This window comes from Alkalilimnicola ehrlichii MLHE-1 (assembly GCF_000014785.1).
In the GTDB taxonomy this organism is placed as follows: Bacteria; Pseudomonadota; Gammaproteobacteria; order Nitrococcales; family Halorhodospiraceae; genus Alkalilimnicola; species Alkalilimnicola ehrlichii.
In genome coordinates this window covers 1,175,525-1,194,067 of sequence record NC_008340.1, presented here as the reverse complement: position 1 = coordinate 1,194,067, position 18,543 = coordinate 1,175,525, and the positions used below count along the sequence as shown (strand labels likewise).

Sequence of the window (18,543 nt, the reverse complement as noted above, 5' to 3'; positions counted from 1 at the left end):
CCGGTTGCGCTCAGGCCCCGGGGAGGGTCGGAACGCTGCGCCGCCGCCACCAACGGGCCAACAGGCCGTGGCGGGGTGCCAGCAGCAGGGCGATCAGAAAGAGACCGGTGGCGACCAGGACAATGGCCCCGCCGGAGGCCACGTCGAAGAAGAAGGAGAGGTACAGCCCCACCACGGCCGATATCACCCCAACGCCGATAGAGAGCAGCATCATGGTGGTCAGCCGCTCGGTGAGCAGGTGGGCGGTGGCGCCGGGGGTGATCAGCATGGCCACCACCAGGATGATCCCCACCGTCTCCAGGCTGGCGACAATGGTCAGGGTCAGCAGCAGGATCAGGCCATAGTGGATGGCCCCGGTGCGAAACCCCAGGGCCTGCGCCTGAAGCGGGTCGAAGGTGTACAGCAGCAGCGGCCGATAGAATAACCAGACCACCAGAAAGGCAACAATGCCGGATACCAGGGTCAACAGCAGCGCCGAATGCTGCACGCCCAGCACATTGCCGAACAGGATGTGCATCAGGTGGGTGCTGGAGGCGATCTTGCTTATGATCACGATACCCAGCGCAAAGGCGGCCGTGAACATCAGCCCCATGGCGGCATCGGACTTGATCCGGGTGTGGCGTTCAATGGCACCGATACCCAGGGAGGTCAGGGCACCGGTGATGAATGCACCGATAAAAAAGGGCCAACCCAGGAGGTAGGCCACCGCCACCCCCGGCAGCACCGCGTGAGAGATGGCATCACCCAGCAGCGACCAGCGCTTGAGCACCACATAGCAGGAGAGCATGCCGCAAACGGTGCCCACCAGCACGGAGGTGAGCAGCGCCCGCTGCATGAAGCCGTATTCAAAGGGGGCCGCCAGGGGCTCCGGCAGCAGCCCCACCACCAGCAGCAGCACCGCCAGCAGGGCATCCACCAGCGCCAGCCCCAATGCCTCCAGCATGTCCATCACCGCCAGGCCTCCCGGGGCTGCTCGGCGCGCTCCGGCGACGGGCCCCGCCAGCCCACAGCCGCCATGCGGGCGAGCATCTCATCCACCAACATCTCCTCAGGCCGACCCATGCCGATCACGGTGCGATTCAGCAACAGCACCTGGTCTGCGTACTCACGCGCACTGACCAGATCGTGGGTCACCATCACCACCGTACGGCCGGCGGCACGCTCCCGGGCGAGCACGTCGAGGATCAGGGCCTCGCTGGCGGCATCCACCCCCGCCAGCGGCTCGTCCAGCAGCAGCACCTCGGCCCGCTGGGCCAGGGCTCGCGCCAGCAGCACGCGCTTCTTCTGACCACCGGACAAGGCGCCGATGGGGCGCTCGGCATAAGCAGTCATGTCCACCGCCGCCAGCGCCTCGTCCACCGCAACCCAGTGACGAGGGTGGACAAAACGCGGTGGCATGAGGCGGCGCCAGGCGGGGTCGCCGCGCATGTGGCCGTAACGCCCCGTCAATACCGCGTCCCGCACCGATATCGGGAAGTCCCACTCAATGGCCTCCTGTTGCGCCATATAGGCCACCGCGCCCTGCCGGCGCTTACGGGCGGGCGTATCGCCAAGCACGGTGACCCGGCCACGCACCGGGCGCATGGAGCCAACCAGGATCCGGAACAGCGTGGACTTACCCGCCCCGTTGGGTCCGATGATCGCCGTCCACTGCCCGGCCGGCAGGCGCACATCCACATGCGCTAGCACCGGCTCACCCTCATAGGCCGCGTACAGCTTTTCAGCTTCCACCGCGGCCGGGGCGACGATTTTCCCGGAGGGGGGCTCGATCACGCTTACAGCTCCGACAGCGACTCCTTGATAAGCCGCACATTGTGACGCATCAGCGAGAAATAATCTTCTGCCCCGCTGCCCGCCCCGCCCAGCGAATCCACATAAAGCGGCCCGGCGACATCGACCCCGGTGTCCTCGGCGACACTGCGCACATGGCGATCGGAGATCGTGCTTTCCCAAAATACGGCACCCGGATTCTTCTGCCGTACCAGGTCGACGATGCGCATGATCTGGCGCGGGGAGCCCTCGGTCTCCGCGTTGGTGCCCCAGACGCCGTCATGGACAAACCCATAGGCGTCGGCAAAGTAGACGAAGGCCGCCTCACTGGTGATCAGCAGCCGACGTTCCTCGGGGACGGCCGACAAGGCCTCGGTCAGTTCGGTGTGCAGATCCAGCAGACGCCCGGCCAGGTCTTCGGCCCGCTCTTCAAAGGCGTCCGCCCGCTCCGGGTGCACCTCACCCAGGGCCCGGCCAATGGCCCGGGCGTAACCGGCGGCAGCGCGTGGATCCATCCACAGATGAGGGTCGGGGTCGCCCTCATAATCCCCGGTGACAATCGGCAGGGTGTCGTGGCCGCTGCGCTCGGCCACCGGCACCATTGGCACCCCCTCAGCGACCGTGGCCGCCACCTGGCCCATCCACTGCTCCAGTTGATAACCGTTGTACAGCACCAGGTCGGCGCGCTCCAACGCCATGAAGTTATTGGGGCTCAACTCCCACTCGTGGACCTCGGCACCGATGGGTGTCAATACCGTGAGGTCGACATCATCCCCCGCCACTTCACGGGTCAGGTCCCCGAGGATGGAGAAGGTCGCCACCACCCGGGGGCGCTCCCCCTCGGCGGCGTTGCCGCCGCCGCAAGCCATCAATACGAACGGCAACAGGGCCACAGTCACCAGCTTCCACGCCTTCATCCGGCAAGCCCCCTTATTGAATTGCGTTTAAGAATCATTCTTGATTGTAGCGAGCGCAATCCGTCTTGCCAAGCGCAGCTGACGCCCGGGACGGTGCAGCCGACCTACCACGTGCCGGTGTTCGCCATGGAGGCCCAGGGCTCTTTGGGCGGCAGCGCCTCACCCGCCTGCAGCAGCTCAATGGAGATGCCATCCGGCGAGCGGACGAAGGCCATGTGGCCGTCCCGGGGCGGCCGGTTGATGGTGACGCCGCTGTCCATCAACCGCTGGCACAGCCCATAGATATCCGGCACCCGGAAGGCCAGGTGGCCGAAGTTGCGGCCACCGGTATAGGTCTCCGGGTCCCAGTTGTAGGTCAGCTCCAACATCGGCGCCTTGTCCGCGCTGCGCGCCCGCGCCTCGTCGTCCGGGGCCGCCAGGAAGACCAGGGTAAAACGCCCCTTTTCGCTCTCCTTACGGCTGATCTCCACCAGCCCGAGCTTGTTGCAGTAGAAATCCAGTGACGCATCGAGATCGCTGACACGCACCATGGTGTGCAGGTACTGCATGGTCCCACCTCCTTTACGCATTGTCCTCATGCTGCGCTGCCAGGGCGACGGCTGCAACCGGGGGCGTTGACCGCCACGGCAGGCCGCCACCCGGGTATTTGCCACGCGGCTGTGTGAAATAACACACCCCGCCGGGGGCCGGGATGATAGTCAGTCCCGTTCCAAAGAAAACAGCGTGATTATTCAGGGTGTTGGGAAAAACCCAGCGCCGGCGTGCTTCTTGCTCTGGATAGCCCAATCAACCCATCCCGCGCAGCAAATAAAATCAGGAGCAAAACGATATGCCAGCGTCATCGCGCACCCGCCATGCAACCTACTTCATCGCCCTGGGCGCCATCACCGGTGCCGGGCTGCTGGGTACCCCGCCGCAGACGCACGCCGGTGGCCACGGCCACCTGGCCCCCATTGTGATCACCGCGCCGGTAATGACGAGCCCCGGCGAACTGGAGACCGATCCGCGCCAGGCCCGCCTGCCGCTGCCGGCCCAGGACGGTGGCAGTTTCCTCAAGTCCATTCCCGGGTTCACCACCAGCCGTAAGGGGGGCACCAGCGGCGACCCGGAGCTGCGCGGCCAGGGGGGTGGCCGCCTGAACATCCTGATGGACGGCCATCCGGTGCTCGGCGGCTGCGGCCAGCGGATGGACCCGCCCACCGCCTATATCTACCCGGAGAGCTACGACCGGGTGCGCATTTTCAAGGGGCCGCAGACGGTCCGCTACGGTGCCGCACCGGCCGGGGTGGTGGACTTCCAGCGGGACCCGCAGCGATTCGATGAGCCCACCGTCACCGGCCACGCCAGCATGACGGTGGGCCGTTTCGACCGCACCGATCTGATGGCCGACGTGACCGCCGGCAGCAGCGAGGGCTACGCTCGCATCATCGGCACGATCTCCAAACAGGACGACTACCGGGACGGTGACGGCGACAAGCTGCACTCGCAGTTCGAGCGCTGGAGCGGGACCGGCATCCTCGGCTGGACGCCGGATGAATTCACCAACCTGGAGTTCGCCTACGAGCGCAGTGACGCCGAGGCAGCCTACGGCGACCGGATGATGGACGGCACCACCTTCGACCGGACGGGCTACAGTCTCACCGCCCGCCGCGAGGCCCTCACCCCCTGGCTGGACGCGGTGGAGTTCAAGGCGTTCTACAGCTATGTGGACCACGTGATGGACAACTTCCGCATGCGCAGCGCCCCTCAGCAGACGGTGAGCTTCCCGGACCGGCGCACCACCGGCGCCAAAGTGGATGCCGAGCTGGTGCTGGCGGAACAGACCTGGTTGACCGTCGGCCTGGACTACACCGAGGACGAGCACGGTCGGGGCCGCCGGACCACCATGGGGGGTGCCAACACCCTGCAGGAGGTGCTGAGCACTGATTATTCCCGGAACGATACTGCGGAGTTCCGCGACTACGGGATGTATGCGGAGTTAGAACATGGGCTGACGGCTCGCGACTATGTCTTCTTCGGCGCCCGGATCGATCGCAACCGGGCCGAGGCCGAATCCATGTATGGGGGCGCTACTCCGGGTACCACGGACCGCAACACCCTCTGGAGTGGCTTCGCCCGCTACGAGCGAGATTTGGCCGACCTGCCCCTCACCCTCAACATCGGTGTGGGTGCCGCGGAGCGCGCCCCGGACTTCTGGGAGCGGATGAAGGACTTCGACCTGGAGACCGAACGTCTGACCCAGTTGGATGCCGGCGTCCAGTGGCGGGGCACGCGGGTGAACGCCACACTGTCCGCCTTTTACGGCGAGTTCAGCAACTACATCCTGGTCGGTGCCGAGTCCGGCGACCCCGATGCCCGTAATATCAGTGCCAGCCATTACGGCCTGGAGGCGGACCTGACCTACCGCTTCAGCCCGACGCTCTCCTCCACCACCACGCTCGCCTGGGTGCGTGCGGACAACGACAGCGACAACGAGCCGCTGGCCCAGACCCCGCCCCTGGAGGGCACGCTCAGCCTGGACTACGACGACGGCCGCTGGTTCGCCGGCGGTGTGGTCCGGGCGGTGGAGCGCCAGGACAGAATCCATGAGGGCTTCGGCACCATCTACAGCGTGGATACCGGTGAGACGCCCGGCTTCGCCACCCTGGGCCTCTACGCCGGCCACCGCTTCACCCAGCAAACCCACGCCACCATCGGCGTGGACAACGTGTTCGACAGGAAATACCGGGAACACATCCAGGGCGGCAGCCCGGACCTGGACCCGAACGGGAGGTTCGCACCCCTTAACGAGCCCGGCCGCCAGTACTGGATGAAGGTGGCCACCCGATTCTGACCGGGGCGGCAGCGGGCCGCTGACACCTTGAAGGGGTCGCGTCCCGGTTCGGTGATACCATCGGAGCACCGGATCGGGATACCCCGCACACCACCGGCGGAAACCGGAGGCCATACCATGAGCCGCCATATCGAAATCGAGATCGTGCAGCCGGACCTGATGGCCCGGATCGCCCGTGGCGAATGAGGTCACCTACCAACTCTACATCCGCCTGAGACGTCCCTGCCGGATCCGGGCCGGGCGCCTGCCCGGCCACCGGCTGCCCGCCGGCTGGTACGTTTACACAGGCAGTGCCCGGCGCAACCTGGCGGCTCGGGTGGAACGCCACCTGCGGCGCGACAAACCGCGCCGCTGGCATATCGACTGGCTGCTCACCCGGCGGGAAGCGCGGGTGGTGCACGTGCGGCTCAGCGCACGACCGGAATGCCTTGAGAATGCCGCCGTTGGCGGCCGGGTGCTGATCCCCGGTTTCGGCGCCAGCGACTGCCGTGCCGCCTGTGGCAGCCACCTGCGCTACCTGGGCACGGACCGCCCCACCGCGGTGCCGGAGGAGAGCCTGCGGCGTCGGCATCCCGGGCTGAGGGCCCTGCACACCGCGCTGGCCACGGGTGACTGAGTTCAGCCCGCCGTGTCGTCACCGTTGCCATCCAACCGCAGGGTGACATGCATGACGTTGGGATCATCCACCGACGTCTTTACCGTAAAGCCCATGGCCTCGTTGATCCGTAACATAGGCCGGTTCTCGCGCAGCACCTCCCCGTAAACCTCGCGGATGCCGCGCTGGCGGGCATACTCCACGATCCGCCGCATCAACAGCGGCCCCAGGCCCATGCCGGTGACATTGTTGTCCACCATGATGGCGTATTCGGCCGTCTCGTTATCCGGGTCCGCGCTGATCCGCACCACGCCCCACAATTCCACCTGGCCTGGCAACCCCGGATCGGTCACCGCCAACGCCATCTCCCGGTCATAGTCGATCTGCGTGAGCCGGGCCGCCATCTCATGGGGCAGCGTGCGGATGGTGCGGAAAAAGCGCAGGCGAAGCTGTTCGGGCGGGGTCCGTTCCACCATCTTGGTCAGGGCCGGCTCATCCTCCGGCAGGATCGGCCGCAGCAGGAAACGCCGGCCGTTGGGGAGGTTCAGCTCCTCCTCGAGCTCCTTGGGATAGGGCCGGATGGCGAGCCGGCGGGCGGGATCACCGGTGTAGGGCGGGCGGATGACCACCCGTGAGTCCAGCGCCACCACGCCCTCGGCGGTAGCCCAGAGGGGGTTGATCTCCAACGACTCGATGGCCTCGAAGTCAATCACCATCTGCGAGACCTTGATCAGCGTCAGCGCCAGGGCGTCCAGATCCGCCGCCCGCAACCGGTTGCTGGCGAGCATGGAGTAGATCCGCGTCTGGCTCATCATCTCGCGGGCCAGATGCATGTTGAGCGGCGGCAAGCCGTAGGCCACATCGGCAATAACCTGCGCCTCGGTGCCCCCGTGTCCGAACCGGATCACTGGTCCGAAGCGCCCCCCCGGCATAACAGCGACACATAATTCAAACGCCCCTTCCCGGGGGGTCATCGGCTGCAGCAGGTAGCCATCCACCCGGGCATCGGGATAGAGCTCACGCAGCCGCGCCTCCATGGCGTGGGCCTCTTGGACCACCGCCTCCGGTGACTCCAGGTCCAGTGCCACCCCCCGCACCTCGGACTTGTGCACGATATCCGGCGACATGATCTTCAGCGCCAGGGGCCCTTCCATGGCCGCCGCCTCCCGCCCGGCCTCCTCGGGGGTGGTGGCCCGCCGGCTGGGGACACAGGGAATCTCGTAGGCAGTCAGCAATTGCTGCGCCTGGTACTCGTTGAGCTGATCGCGGCCGGCGGTCAGTGCCGCGCTGATCAGCAGCCGGGCCGACTCCGGATCGGTCTCGAACGCCTCCGGCATGGAGGTGGGGGTCTCCATCAACAATTCCTGGTTGCGCTGGTACTGGACCAGGCGCATATAGGCGCGCACCGCCTCTTCCGGACCCTCGAAGGCCGGCATGGTCTGCTTCAGCCGCTCGCGGCCCCTGGCACCAGCGCGTGGACCGGACCAGACCGCCAGCACGGCACGGCGGCTCTTACGGGCATGCGCCTCCAGCACATCGACAATGGCCGTGTTGTCCACCAGCTCGTTGGGTTGGTTGATCACCAGGGTGCCACCGATGCGCTTGTCCCCGGCCAGGGTGTCCAGTGCCTTGCCGTAGGCGTCGGCGTCGGCGTCACCGCCCAGGTCCAGCGGATTGGCGGTGGATTCCGGGTCGCGGGCCAGTAGCGCCAGGCCCTCACTGCTCTCCTCCGACAGGCCCTCCAGCGTACCGCCGTAGGCCTCCAACTCATTCGCCGCCAACAGGCCCAGACTGCGGCTGTTACCGAGCACCGCCAACGGCCCCTGGCGCCCCGGTTTTCTCGCTGAAGTGAGAATCTCCACCGCGTTGAACAACTCATCCAAGTCGGCCACCCGGACCAGCCCGGCCCGCCGGAAAGCGGCCTCATAGACGGCGTCCTCGGCCGCCCCCTTGCTGCCGCGGCGCGGCTTGAGCACCACCACCGGCTTGACGCGCGCCGCGCGCCGCGCCGCCGACATGAACTTCCGGGCATCGTCGATGTACTCGAGGTAGAGCAGGATGGCGCGGCTGTGCACATCGCTAGCCAGATAATCCAGGACGTCGCCGGTATCCACGTCCATCGCGCCACCCAGGTGGATCAGATGACTCAAGCCCAAGCCCTCTGACTGGCACCAGTCCAACGCACGGGTGGCCACGGCCGCCGACTCCGTGACCAGGGCCGCGCGCCCAGCCCCGGGCCGGAAGGGAGCGACACTGGCGTTGACCCCGGTGCGCGGTACCGTCAGGTCGATGCAACCGGGACCCAACAGGCGCAGCAGGAAGGGCTTAGCCGCATCCAGCACCGCCTGGATCTGGGCCCGGTAGTCCTCCGGGCTCAGGTTCGGTGCCGGTTTGCCGACCAGCACCGCCGCCCGGGTGCCCTTCTCGCCCAGCGCACGGATGGCGTCGGGTACCCGATTGAACGGCACATCCAGGACCGCCAGATCCGGGACCATTGGCAGGCTCTCCACATCCGGGTAACACAACACCCCATGCAGGGCCCGCTTACCGGGCATGACCGGCATCACCGGACCACGGAAACCGGCACCGACCAGGTTGCGCAACAGCAGGCTGTCGGTATCACCACCGGTGCCAATCAGGGCGATCGCCCGGGGTTGAAAGAGGTGTTCCAGGTTTCTGACCGTCATGAATGCACTGATCCTTGTCTCCGCGGTGGGTGGTCCGCGGGCATGAGCCGCCGGACCGCATACGGCGGCCCGCTGCCATGCCCCTGAACGGGGCGTGCGCCGAGGGGTTGGCGCGGATACGGGCTGCTACCATTCCAAGGGTAAGCGCCGCCGTGCGATCATGGAAACCCCATCGGGGCGTTCACCCGTTTCCATCCCGCCACCACACACTCTACGCCTGGGAGCTCGCCACGCATGACCAAGACCGAAGCCCGCGTTCAGGAGGCCATGGAGCGACTGCTGGCAGAGATCACCCCGGAGACCGTGCTGGCGGAGGTGCAGGACGACCACAGCTTCCATGAGGACCTGGATATGGACTCGGTGGACTTTCTGCGGTTGATGCTCGGCCTGGAACAGGCATTGGGGGTCAAGATCCCGGACGGGGACTATACCCAGCTCTCCACCCCCGGCGGTTGCCGCCGCTATCTGGTCCGGTTGCTGGAGCACGGCCCCGTGCACACCCGCCCCCGGGCGGATCAGCGGGTCCGTTGAGCATGGCGGCCCACGGCCACCCCCGGCCATTGGGGGGGCACTTGAAATTCCCGCGCTGCAATCGTTAAATACGCGCCCTACACTCCCCACCCCGATGCCTACATGACAGCAGCACAACCCGCGGATCAACGCCCGGTACTGGGCCGCTTCCAGCCCAATCGCCTGCTCATCCATTACGGCGAGGTCGCCCTGAAGGGGCGGAATCGCAGCCGTTTCGAGCGCGCGCTGCGCCACAACCTGCGCCATCGGCTGCGGGCCGCCGGCCTGCGCCCCGAGATCCACCAGGGCCACCAGCGCATCTGGGTGGATCTGCAAGGCCTGTCGGAGGCGCAGCGCCAGGAGGTGCTCCAGGCCGCGGCGGAGACCCCGGGGATCGTCACCTACCAGCCGGTGCACTACCTGGCCGCCAGCGCCGACCGCCAGGCCATGCTGGAACAGGCCCGCATGCTGCTGTCCGACCTGGCCAACCGTATGGAGAACGCCGGCCAGGGGAGCTTTGCCGTCCGGGTCAAGCGGGCCGACAAGCGCTTTCCCCTGCCCTCGGACCAGATCGCGGCACGGATCGGTCAGACCATCATCGAACACAGCCCCTGGCAGCGGGTGGACCTCCGCCGCCCCGACCAGACCTTCCACCTGGACATCTACAGCGACGGCATGTACTGCTACGGCACCCGTCACCGGGGCCTGGGCGGGCTGCCGGTAGGGCCCGGGGGTCGAGCGCTGACCCTGCTCTCCGGGGGCATCGACTCGCCGGTGGCGGCCTTCCTGATGGCCAAGCGCGGCTGCCGGGTGGATTTCCTGCATTTCACCGCCAGCCCGTCGCAGCAGCGTGCCGACGCCGACCACACGGTGATCCGGCTGGCGCGCCAACTGTCCCGCTACACCGGCCATTCGCGGCTCTACATGGTGCCCTATGATCACTTCGACATGGCGCTGCACGGCGACCAGCGCGGCCACGAAGTGGTGTTGTTCCGCCGCTTCGTCGCTCGCACCGGCGAGGCGCTGGCCAAGCGTTTAAGGGCGCTGGCGCTGATTTCCGGTGACAGCCTGGGCCAAGTGGCCTCGCAAACCATGGAGAACATGGTCAGCACCTCGCTGGCCGTGCGGATGCCGATCATGCGCCCGCTGGTGGGGCTGGACAAGGCGGATATCGTGGCCATTGGCCGGCGCATCGGGACTTACGACATCTCCATCCAGCCCTATAAGGATTGCTGCGCGCTGTTGGACCACCAACCCCGCACCCGCACCCTGCCCTCCAACCTGGAGGCCATCGAAGCCCAATTGGGGCTGGATGACCCGGCCCTGGTGGAGGCCACGCTGGCCGACGCCGTCTGTCTGGAGTTCGCCGCCGGCCGCGACCTCAAGCGCTAAGCCAGCGCGCCCTGGGGGCTTGCAGTGGCGGCGGGGGCGCCACCCCCGTCATCGCGAGGGCCGAAGGCTTTTCCCCGTCATCGCGAGCCCCCCGCCCCGCTGCGCAGGCGCGAATCAGCGAGGAACGGGGCACCCCCGTCATCGCGAGGGCCGCAGGCCCGTGGCGATCCAGGGCGGTAGACTGCCACGTCGGCTTCGCCTCCTCGCAGTGACGGTGGGGGTGGGGCCGCGCTCGCAGTGAGGGTAGGGGGCGCCCGCAGCGTCTGGCCATGTTCATCAAGAGGGCCGAAGGCCCGTGGCGATCCAAGGCGGTAGACTGCCGCGTCGGCTTCGCCTCCTCACAGTGACGGTGTCGGGGAGCCCCATCCCCGTCATGCGGTGTCGGGGAGCCCCACCCCCGTCATGCGGTGTCGGGGAGCCCCACCCCCGTCATGCGGTGTCGGGGAGCCCCACCCCGTCATCGCGAGGAGCGCAGCGACGCGGCGATCCACACCCCATCTGGACTGCCGTGCCGCTTCGGGGCTCGCAGTGACGGTGGGGGCGTCCACTGCCGCGCCCATGCGAGGGGCGCAAAAAAAGAGGGAATCATCCGGTTTTCCGAGCGCCTTAACGGGCAAACAGGGGCAGCCCGTCACAACGTGCACGAACTAGGCTTGGTAAATGCCCGGACTGTGGATAAAATCCGCTGCAGCGAGGTTCGCCTCGGTTTCCACTCTCCTCCGCCCTGACTCATCCGGCCGCGGCCTGATGCCCGGGGTGGCTTTGCCGCTGGCAGCTACGGAGAGAGCATTTGCACAGGGGGGTATCCCAACGCATGCGAACGGACAGCACCCGTGGTACCGGCATCAATCGCCGCCGTTTTCTCGCCTGGTCGGCCGCTACCCTGGCCATGGCAAGCACACCCATCACCCTCGCGCAGGCCGCCCGCACAGAACATCGCGACCTGGCCTTCCACAACCTACACACCGGTGAGAAGCTGACGGTCACCTACTGGGAACACGGCAGGTATCTGCCTGACGCCCTGTCCGAGGTAAACCACGTCCTGCGCGACCACCGCGCCAATGAGGTCCACCCCATAGATCCGGACCTGCTCGACACCCTCGACGCATTGCAGCAGCGGCTGGACACCCAGGCCACCTTCGAGGTGATTTCCGGGTACCGCTCGCCCGAGACCAACCGCCGGCTGCGCGCCCAGGGGCGGAACGTGGCGGTCTACAGCCTGCACATGGAAGGCGAGGCCATCGATATCCGGGTACCGGGGCGAGACCTGTCGCAGGTGCGCGACGCCGCGCTCTCACTGCAGAAAGGTGGGGTGGGCTACTACCCCCGTTCGCAGTTCGTCCACGTGGACGTGGGCAACGTCCGCAGCTGGTAAACCGGGCTCAGCCCGCGCGACGGGCGCCGCCCCCCGCCCCGCCGGCGGGGCCACCGGATGGGGGCGGTGTCCAGCAGTTGCGTAACGGCTGCCGGGCCCGTTCCGGCAGATCCCGGGAGAATGCCAATTGCAGGCCGCCGGCCTCGCGCACGCCGTAGACCTTACCCGCCCCGACCCCGTACATCCGGGCAACGTCCCGGCACGCCGCCAGAAAGCCCGGTGGCGGTGCCCCTTTGCGCACCGCCGGCCCCTTACCATCAAAGGCGATAACGAACGCCACCCGATGGTGGCGCACTACGCCGACCACCGCGGCCACGCCCAGCAACAGCGCGAACAGCCAGAACCAGACCACGGCCACCCCCTAGAATGCGCAACACCGCCACCGGTGCATTCTACACACCCCGGCCGCAGGGGCGGACCGCCCGAGGCTACTCCGGCTCGAAATGGTCCAGCAGGTACTCGATGATATCGTCGGACTCATAGAGCCAGCGCACCGAGCCGTCCTCCTGCTCAATGCGCAGGCAGGGCACCATCACCCGCCCGCCCTCACGGCGCAGGGTCTCACGGTACTCGCCCGGACCCTGGGCGTTGCGCAACTCGATATCCAGCGACAGGCGGTGCATCACGCGACGCACCTTGATACAGAACGGACAGGCCGGGTAGTGGTACAGCGCTAATCTACGGGTCTGGGCGTCCACGGCACGCTGGTCCTCGGGATCACGCTCAATGCCTTTAGGCATCATCAACCGGCTGCCGGCGATCATGAACGGCGTCAACACGAGACGGACTCCTCGGAAAAAATAACGGATAAGAATACGCATATACCCAAGTGTGCCATAGAGCCGCCCCCGGTGTCCGTCATCCGGACACCGGGCACTGTCCGGGATCCGGCCATCGCCCCTCTCCCGAAGCCAGAATGGCCCGCCCGAGAACCCTAGGCCTTTGATTTAACAGCAGCCGCACCCCTCTGCCTGCAGCTGGCACAGCGTTTGCGCCTCCTCCTGCGCGTCCCCCGGGGCGTCATTACAACCATCAGGAGGAGACAACCGTGAGCGCTGTTCAACCAACACCAAGAGATGTGCAGGTGCTGGGCATCGATGCCGGCGGCACCATGACCGACACCTTCTTTGTGGATGGCCAGGGTGAGTTCGTGGTCGGCAAGGCCCAGAGCACACCGGACGACGAATCCGTCGGACTGCTCTACTCCAGCGAGGATGCCCTCGCCCTCTGGGACATCCCCCTGGAGCAGGCCCTGCCCCAGCTACAGACCGGCGTGTACTCCGGGACCGCCCTGCTCAACCGGGTGGTCCAGCGCAAGGGACTGCGCTGTGGGCTGATCGTCAACCAGGGCATGGAGGATTTCCACCGCATGGGCCGGGCCATCCAGGCCTACCTAGGCTTCGCCTACGAGGACCGGATCCATCTGAACACCCACTACTACGACGAGCCACTGGTGCCCCGGCAACGCACCCGTGGCGTGGTCGAACGGGTGGATATGTTCGGCAATGTGGTGATCCCGCTGCGCGAGGAGAGCGCCCGCCAGGCCGCACGCGAGGTCATCGCCAGTAACGTGGACGGCATCGTCATCAGCCTGCTCCATTCCTACAAGAACCCGGAGCACGAGCGCCGTGTACGCGACATCGTACTTGAGGAGGTGGCCCGCGCCGGCAAGACCATCCAGGTCTTCGCCTCAGTGGACTATTACCCGGTGCGCAAGGAGTCCCATCGCACCAACACCACCATCCTGGAGGCCTACGCGGCCGAGCCCTCGCGCGAGACCCTTAAGAAGATCTCGACATCGTTCCAGGAGAAGGGGACCCAGTTTGACTTCCGGGTCATGGCCACCCATGGCGGCACCATCTCCTGGAAGGCCAAGGAGCTGGCACGCACCATCGTTTCCGGCCCCATCGGCGGGGTGATCGGGGCCAAGTACCTGGGGGAAACCCTGGGCTACAAGAACATCGCCTGCTCCGATATCGGCGGCACCTCCTTCGACGTTGCCCTGATCACCCAGAACGAGCTGACCATCCGCACCGATCCGGACATGGCCCGGCTGGTGCTGTCCTTACCGCTGGTGGCCATGGACTCGGTGGGGGCCGGGGCCGGCAGCTTCGTACGGCTGGACCCCTACACCCGCGCCATCAAGCTGGGCCCGGACTCCGCCGGCTACCGGGTCGGGGTCTGCTGGGCGGACAGCGGCATCGAGACCGTCTCCATCACCGATTGCCACATGGTGTTGGGCTACCTGAACCCCGACAACTTCCTGGGTGGGGCGATCAAACTGGAGCCGCAGCGGGCCCACGACGCCATCAAGGCGCAGATCGCAGACCCTCTGGGCCTGTCGGTGGAGGACGCGGCCGCCGGGGTGATCGAACTGCTGGACTCGGAGCTGCACGACTACATCCGTTCCATGATCTCCGCCAAGGGTTACGACCCGCGCAGCTTCGTCTGCTTCTCCTACGGCGGCGCCGGGCCGGTGCACACCTACGGCTACACCGAGGGCCTGGGCTTCGAGGACGTGATCGTCCCCGCCTGGGCGGCCGGGTTCTCCGCCTTCGGCTGCGCGGCGGCGGACTTTGAGTACCGCTATGACAAGAGCCTGGATATCAACCTGGACCAACACGCATCCCCGTCCGAGCGCGAGGCCGCGGCCAAAACGCTGCAGGCCGCGTGGGCCGAGTTGACCGAGAACGTCCTGGAGGAGTTCCGGGTGAACGGTTACGGCCCCGAGCAGGTGCGCCTGCAGCCGGCCTACCGTATGCAGTATCGCGGCCAGCTTAACGACCTGGAGATCGATTCACCGATCGCCTCGGCCGACTCCGAGGAGGACTGGCTGCAACTGGAGGAGGCCTTCAACCAGACCTACGGCCGGGTCTACGCCGAGTCCGCCCGCTCACCCGAGCTGGGCTATTCGGTCACCGGCGCCATCATGCGCGGCTCGGTGCCCATCCCGAAACCCCGCATCCCCAGGGAACCACTGGCCGATAAGACCCCAGCGCCCAAGGCCCGTCTCGGTACCCGCCGGTTCTACCACAAGCGCCGTTGGGTCGAGGCCCAGCTCTATCACATGGAGTCGCTGCTGCCGGGCAATGAGATCGAGGGACCGGCGATCATCGAGTCCGATGCCACCACCTTCGTCGTGCCCACCGGCTTCCGCACCTGGCTGGACGAGCACCGGCTGTTCCACCTCAAAGAGTTGTAGGCCACAGCCCCTGTGACCCGAAACCCGATAGGCAGACCCAATCCGGAGAGATCACCATGTCCTACGAACGTATCGAACCCCAATATGCCGGGGGCGGCGAACAGACCACCGGCATCGTCCGCGGCGGTGAGAGCCTGAAACAACACCGCGACCGCGTACTGGACGCGACCCGGGGCACCGGCCACTACGCCGGTCTACAGAGCCTGGCCCTGCGCGACGAGGAGCCGATTCGCTACAACAAGATGTTCTCACGGCTGCGCGCCGGGGTGGTGGACGCCCGCGAGACCGCCAAACGGATCGCCGCCTCACCCATTGTCGAGCAGGAGGGCGAACTCTGCTTCACCCTCTACAACGCCGCCGGCGACGCCATCGTGACCTCCACGGGGATCATCATCCACGTGGGCACCATGGGCGCGGCGATCAAGTACATGATCGAGAACGACTGGGAGCACAACCCCGGCGTCCAGGACAAGGACATCTTCTGCAACAACGACTCGCTGATCGGCAACGTTCACCCCTGCGACATCCACACCATCGTGCCCATCTTCTGGGAGGGCAAGCTGGTGGGCTGGGTGGGGGGTGTCACCCACGTCATCGACACCGGTGCGGTGGGCCCCGGCTCCATGGCCACCGGGCAGATCCAGCGCTTCGGCGACGGCTACTCGGTCACCTGCCGCAAAATCGGCGCCAACGACACCCTGTTCCGCGACTGGCTGCACGAGAGCCAGCGCATGGTCCGCACCACCCGTTACTGGATGCTGGACGAACGCACCCGGGTGGCCGGCTGCCACATGATCCGCGACATGGTCGAGGAGCTGATCCGCGATGAGGGCATCGATGCCTACTGGCAGTTCTGCTACGAGTCCGTGGAGCACGGCCGGCGCGGTCTGCAGGCCCGCATCAAGGCCATGACCATCCCCGGCAAGTACCGCCAGGTCGGCTTCGTGGATGTCCCTTACAAGCACGAGGATGTGCGGGTGCCCTCCGATTTCGCCAAGGTGGACACCATTATGCACACCCCATCGGAGATCGAGATCCGCGGGGATGGCACCTGGAAACTGGACTTCGAGGGCGCCACCCGGTGGGGCTGGCATACCTACAATGCCCACCAGGTGAGTTTCACCTCCGGCATCTGGGTAATGATGACCCAGACGCTCATACCCACCGAGATGATCAACGACGGCGCCGCCTACGGCACCGAGTTCCGGCTGCCCAAGGGCACGTGGATGAATCCGGACGACCGCAGGGTGGCCTTCTCCTACTCCTGGCACTTCCTGGTCTCCAGCTGGACCGCCCTGTGGCGGGGCTTGAGCCGATCCTATTTCGGGCGTGGCTACCTTGAGGAGGTCAACGCCGGCAACGCTAACACCTCCAACTGGCTGCAGGGCGGGGGGTTCAACCAGTACGACGAGATCCACGCGGTCAACAGCTTCGAGTGCGCCGCCAACGGCGTCGGCGCCTCGGCCTTCGGCGACGGCATCAGCCACGCGGCGGCGATCTGGAACCCCGAGGGCGACATGGGCGATATGGAGATCTGGGAGCTGGCCGAGCCCCTGGTCTACCTGGGCCGGCAGATCAAGGCCAGTTCCGGCGGCTCCGGCAAGTACCGTGGCGGCAGCGGCTGGGAGAGCCTGCGCATGGTCTGGAACGCCAAGGACTGGACCATGTTCTTCATGGGCAACGGCCACATCAGCTCCGACTGGGGCCTGATGGGCGGCTTCCCGGCTGCATCCGGCTACCGCTTCACCGCCCACGACACCGGCATCAAGGAGCTGATCGAGGCCGGAAAGCCCATTCCCCTCGGCGGCGACGTGGACCCGGGGGAGAACGCCTACGAGAAGCTGATCCCGGACGCCCGGGTCAAGCGGGACAAGCAGGCCATCACCACCGAGGCCATGTACAAGGACTATGACCTCTACCTCAACACCATGAAGGGCGGCCCGGGCTTCGGCGACCCGCTGGAGCGTGACCCCGTCATGGTGGCCCACGACCTGGCGGAGGGACACATCCTGCCCCGCTTCGCCGAGAGGATCTACGGTGTAGTGACCCAGGAGACCGACGACGGCCCGCGGGTGGACAGCAAAGCCACCGAGGCCCGCCGCCAGGCGATACGCAAGGAGCGGCTGGACCGGGCGATGCCGACGATGGAATGGATGAAGCAGGAGCGCGCGCGCATCCTCAAAAAGGAGGCCAGCACCCAAGTGCAACAGATGTTCGCCTCCTCCTTCAAACTCAGCCCGCGCTTCCTGGCCCACTTCAAGGCCTTCTGGAACCTGCCCGAGCACTGGGAATTGCACGAGGAGGAGCTGGGCATCCCCCATTACGGCTCGCACTACCACATGGACCTGTCTGAACTGCCCGATGTGCGCACCGTGAAACTGGTGGAAGAGGAATAGGCTGCGGCTCGGTGGTCACGGCCACCGGGCTCCCTGCCTTTGCGGACAACATAAACGGAGTACACCCATGTCTTACGAACGTACCAAGATCGCCGATCTCATCGACGGCACCATCGACCCAGACACCCTGCACAAGATGCTCTCGAGCCCCAAGGACGAGGATCGTTTCGAGACCTATATCAGCATCCTGCAGGAACGGGTGCCCTGGGACGACCGCATCATCCTGCCCTTGGGCCCCAAGCTCTACATCGTCCAGGAGCAGGACACCCATCGCTGGGTGATCAAATCCGAGGCCGGCCACGTGTTCTGCGACTACCGTGAGAACTGGAAGCTGCACGCCCTGATCTATGTACGGGAGAGCCAGGAGGCCCTCGACGAGATCTACCCGGAGCTGATGGCACCCTCGTCCGGCTGGCAGACCATCCGTGAGTACTACTGTCCACTCAGCGGTGACCTGTTGGACGTGGAGGCACCGACCGCCTGGTACCCGGTGATCCATGACTTCGAACCGGATATCGAGACGTTCTATCGGGACTGGCTCGGCCTCGAGGTGCCCGAACGCGCCGAGGGCTGATACCGCCTTGTGCATGACATGGCCGGGCGGCGCGCCGTCCGGCCATGTCCAGGGGTCTGAGCCACGCACCTGGTTTTCCAAAGCGCAGCATTCTCACTCATGACAGCGCTGCAGCCCGGCACGATGACTGCTATAAAGAAGACAATACGCCAACATCGTGTCGGTGGCGCAACAACACCCATAATCAAAGGCAGGGGCGTCGTGCCCAACCCGCCGAACCACGTACAACGTCCCCGCTGCCATACCGCAGCCCAGGCGCCGCCAAACGGCGCCGGCTCCGGGCCACTTCCCC

General features: G+C 66.4%; 15 protein-coding genes. 8 read left to right on the top strand and 7 right to left on the bottom strand.

All coding sequences use genetic code 11. From position 1 onward, the window contains the following. Positions 1–10: 10 nt before the first annotated feature. The 4 genes from MLG_RS05350 to MLG_RS05335 all read right to left on the bottom strand — a co-directional run bounded on the left by MLG_RS05350 (position 11) and on the right by MLG_RS05335 (position 3,235). A complete protein-coding gene (locus tag MLG_RS05350) occupies positions 11–949 on the bottom strand; it encodes a metal ABC transporter permease (RefSeq protein WP_011628791.1) in 939 nt (312 codons plus the stop codon). After that, positions 949–1,773: a metal ABC transporter ATP-binding protein gene (locus tag MLG_RS05345; protein WP_011628790.1), complete on the bottom strand. Its 825-nt coding sequence runs from the start codon at positions 1,771–1,773 to the stop codon at positions 949–951. Before MLG_RS05345 ends, MLG_RS05350 begins: the two co-directional genes overlap by 1 nt. Positions 1,774–1,775: 2 nt before the next feature. Beyond that, entirely contained in the window at positions 1,776–2,687 is a 912-nt protein-coding gene (locus MLG_RS05340) for a metal ABC transporter substrate-binding protein (RefSeq protein WP_011628789.1), read from the bottom strand. Positions 2,688–2,791: 104 nt separating this feature from the next. Continuing rightward, a complete protein-coding gene (locus MLG_RS05335; RefSeq protein WP_011628788.1) occupies positions 2,792–3,235 on the bottom strand; it encodes a VOC family protein in 444 nt (147 codons plus the stop codon). 281 nt (positions 3,236–3,516) lie between these two features. On the opposite strand from MLG_RS05335, the gene MLG_RS05330 reads away from it, so the two are divergent. After that, the gene (locus MLG_RS05330) at positions 3,517–5,520 is read left to right on the top strand and encodes a TonB-dependent copper receptor (RefSeq protein ID WP_011628787.1); all 2,004 of its coding nucleotides are present in this window, start codon (positions 3,517–3,519) and stop codon (positions 5,518–5,520) included. 175 nt (positions 5,521–5,695) lie between these two features. Continuing rightward, on the top strand, positions 5,696–6,136 hold the full coding sequence (locus MLG_RS05325) for a GIY-YIG nuclease family protein (RefSeq protein WP_011628786.1): 441 nt from the start codon (positions 5,696–5,698) through the stop codon (positions 6,134–6,136). A 2-nt stretch (positions 6,137–6,138) separates the two neighbouring features. On the opposite strand, the gene MLG_RS05320 is transcribed toward MLG_RS05325, so the two are convergent. Beyond that, positions 6,139–8,802, bottom strand: coding sequence for a bifunctional acetate--CoA ligase family protein/GNAT family N-acetyltransferase (locus MLG_RS05320; RefSeq protein WP_011628785.1), 2,664 nt, complete (start codon positions 8,800–8,802; stop codon positions 6,139–6,141). 234 nt (positions 8,803–9,036) lie between these two features. On the opposite strand from MLG_RS05320, the gene MLG_RS05315 reads away from it, so the two are divergent. The 3 genes from MLG_RS05315 (at position 9,037) to MLG_RS05305 (ending at position 12,079) form a co-directional block, all read left to right on the top strand. Then, positions 9,037–9,333, top strand: coding sequence for an acyl carrier protein (locus MLG_RS05315; RefSeq protein WP_011628784.1), 297 nt, complete (start codon positions 9,037–9,039; stop codon positions 9,331–9,333). A gap of 102 nt (positions 9,334–9,435) precedes the next feature. Then, positions 9,436–10,704: a tRNA uracil 4-sulfurtransferase ThiI gene (gene thiI, locus MLG_RS05310; protein WP_011628783.1), complete on the top strand. Its 1,269-nt coding sequence runs from the start codon at positions 9,436–9,438 to the stop codon at positions 10,702–10,704. Positions 10,705–11,518: 814 nt separating this feature from the next. Continuing rightward, positions 11,519–12,079 (top strand): DUF882 domain-containing protein, encoded by a 561-nt coding sequence (locus MLG_RS05305; RefSeq protein WP_011628782.1) that lies wholly within the window; start codon positions 11,519–11,521, stop codon positions 12,077–12,079. A gap of 7 nt (positions 12,080–12,086) precedes the next feature. On the opposite strand, the gene MLG_RS05300 is transcribed toward MLG_RS05305, so the two are convergent. Further along, the gene (locus tag MLG_RS05300) at positions 12,087–12,431 is read right to left on the bottom strand and encodes a DUF3634 family protein (protein ID WP_011628781.1); all 345 of its coding nucleotides are present in this window, start codon (positions 12,429–12,431) and stop codon (positions 12,087–12,089) included. Positions 12,432–12,507: 76 nt separating this feature from the next. Beyond that, a complete protein-coding gene (locus MLG_RS05295; protein ID WP_011628780.1) occupies positions 12,508–12,900 on the bottom strand; it encodes a glutathione S-transferase N-terminal domain-containing protein in 393 nt (130 codons plus the stop codon). Positions 12,901–13,127: 227 nt separating this feature from the next. Between MLG_RS05295 and MLG_RS05290 the strand changes: the two genes are divergently transcribed. From MLG_RS05290 to MLG_RS05280, 3 genes are all read left to right on the top strand, one after another. Then, positions 13,128–15,281 (top strand): hydantoinase/oxoprolinase family protein, encoded by a 2,154-nt coding sequence (locus MLG_RS05290; protein WP_011628779.1) that lies wholly within the window; start codon positions 13,128–13,130, stop codon positions 15,279–15,281. Between the two features lie 56 nt (positions 15,282–15,337). After that, on the top strand, positions 15,338–17,677 hold the full coding sequence (locus MLG_RS05285) for a hydantoinase B/oxoprolinase family protein (protein ID WP_011628778.1): 2,340 nt from the start codon (positions 15,338–15,340) through the stop codon (positions 17,675–17,677). A gap of 67 nt (positions 17,678–17,744) precedes the next feature. Continuing rightward, positions 17,745–18,251 carry an acetone carboxylase subunit gamma gene (locus MLG_RS05280; protein WP_011628777.1) on the top strand — a complete coding sequence of 169 codons (507 nt, stop codon included), beginning with the start codon at positions 17,745–17,747 and terminating at the stop codon, positions 18,249–18,251. Positions 18,252–18,543: the final 292 nt, after the last annotated feature.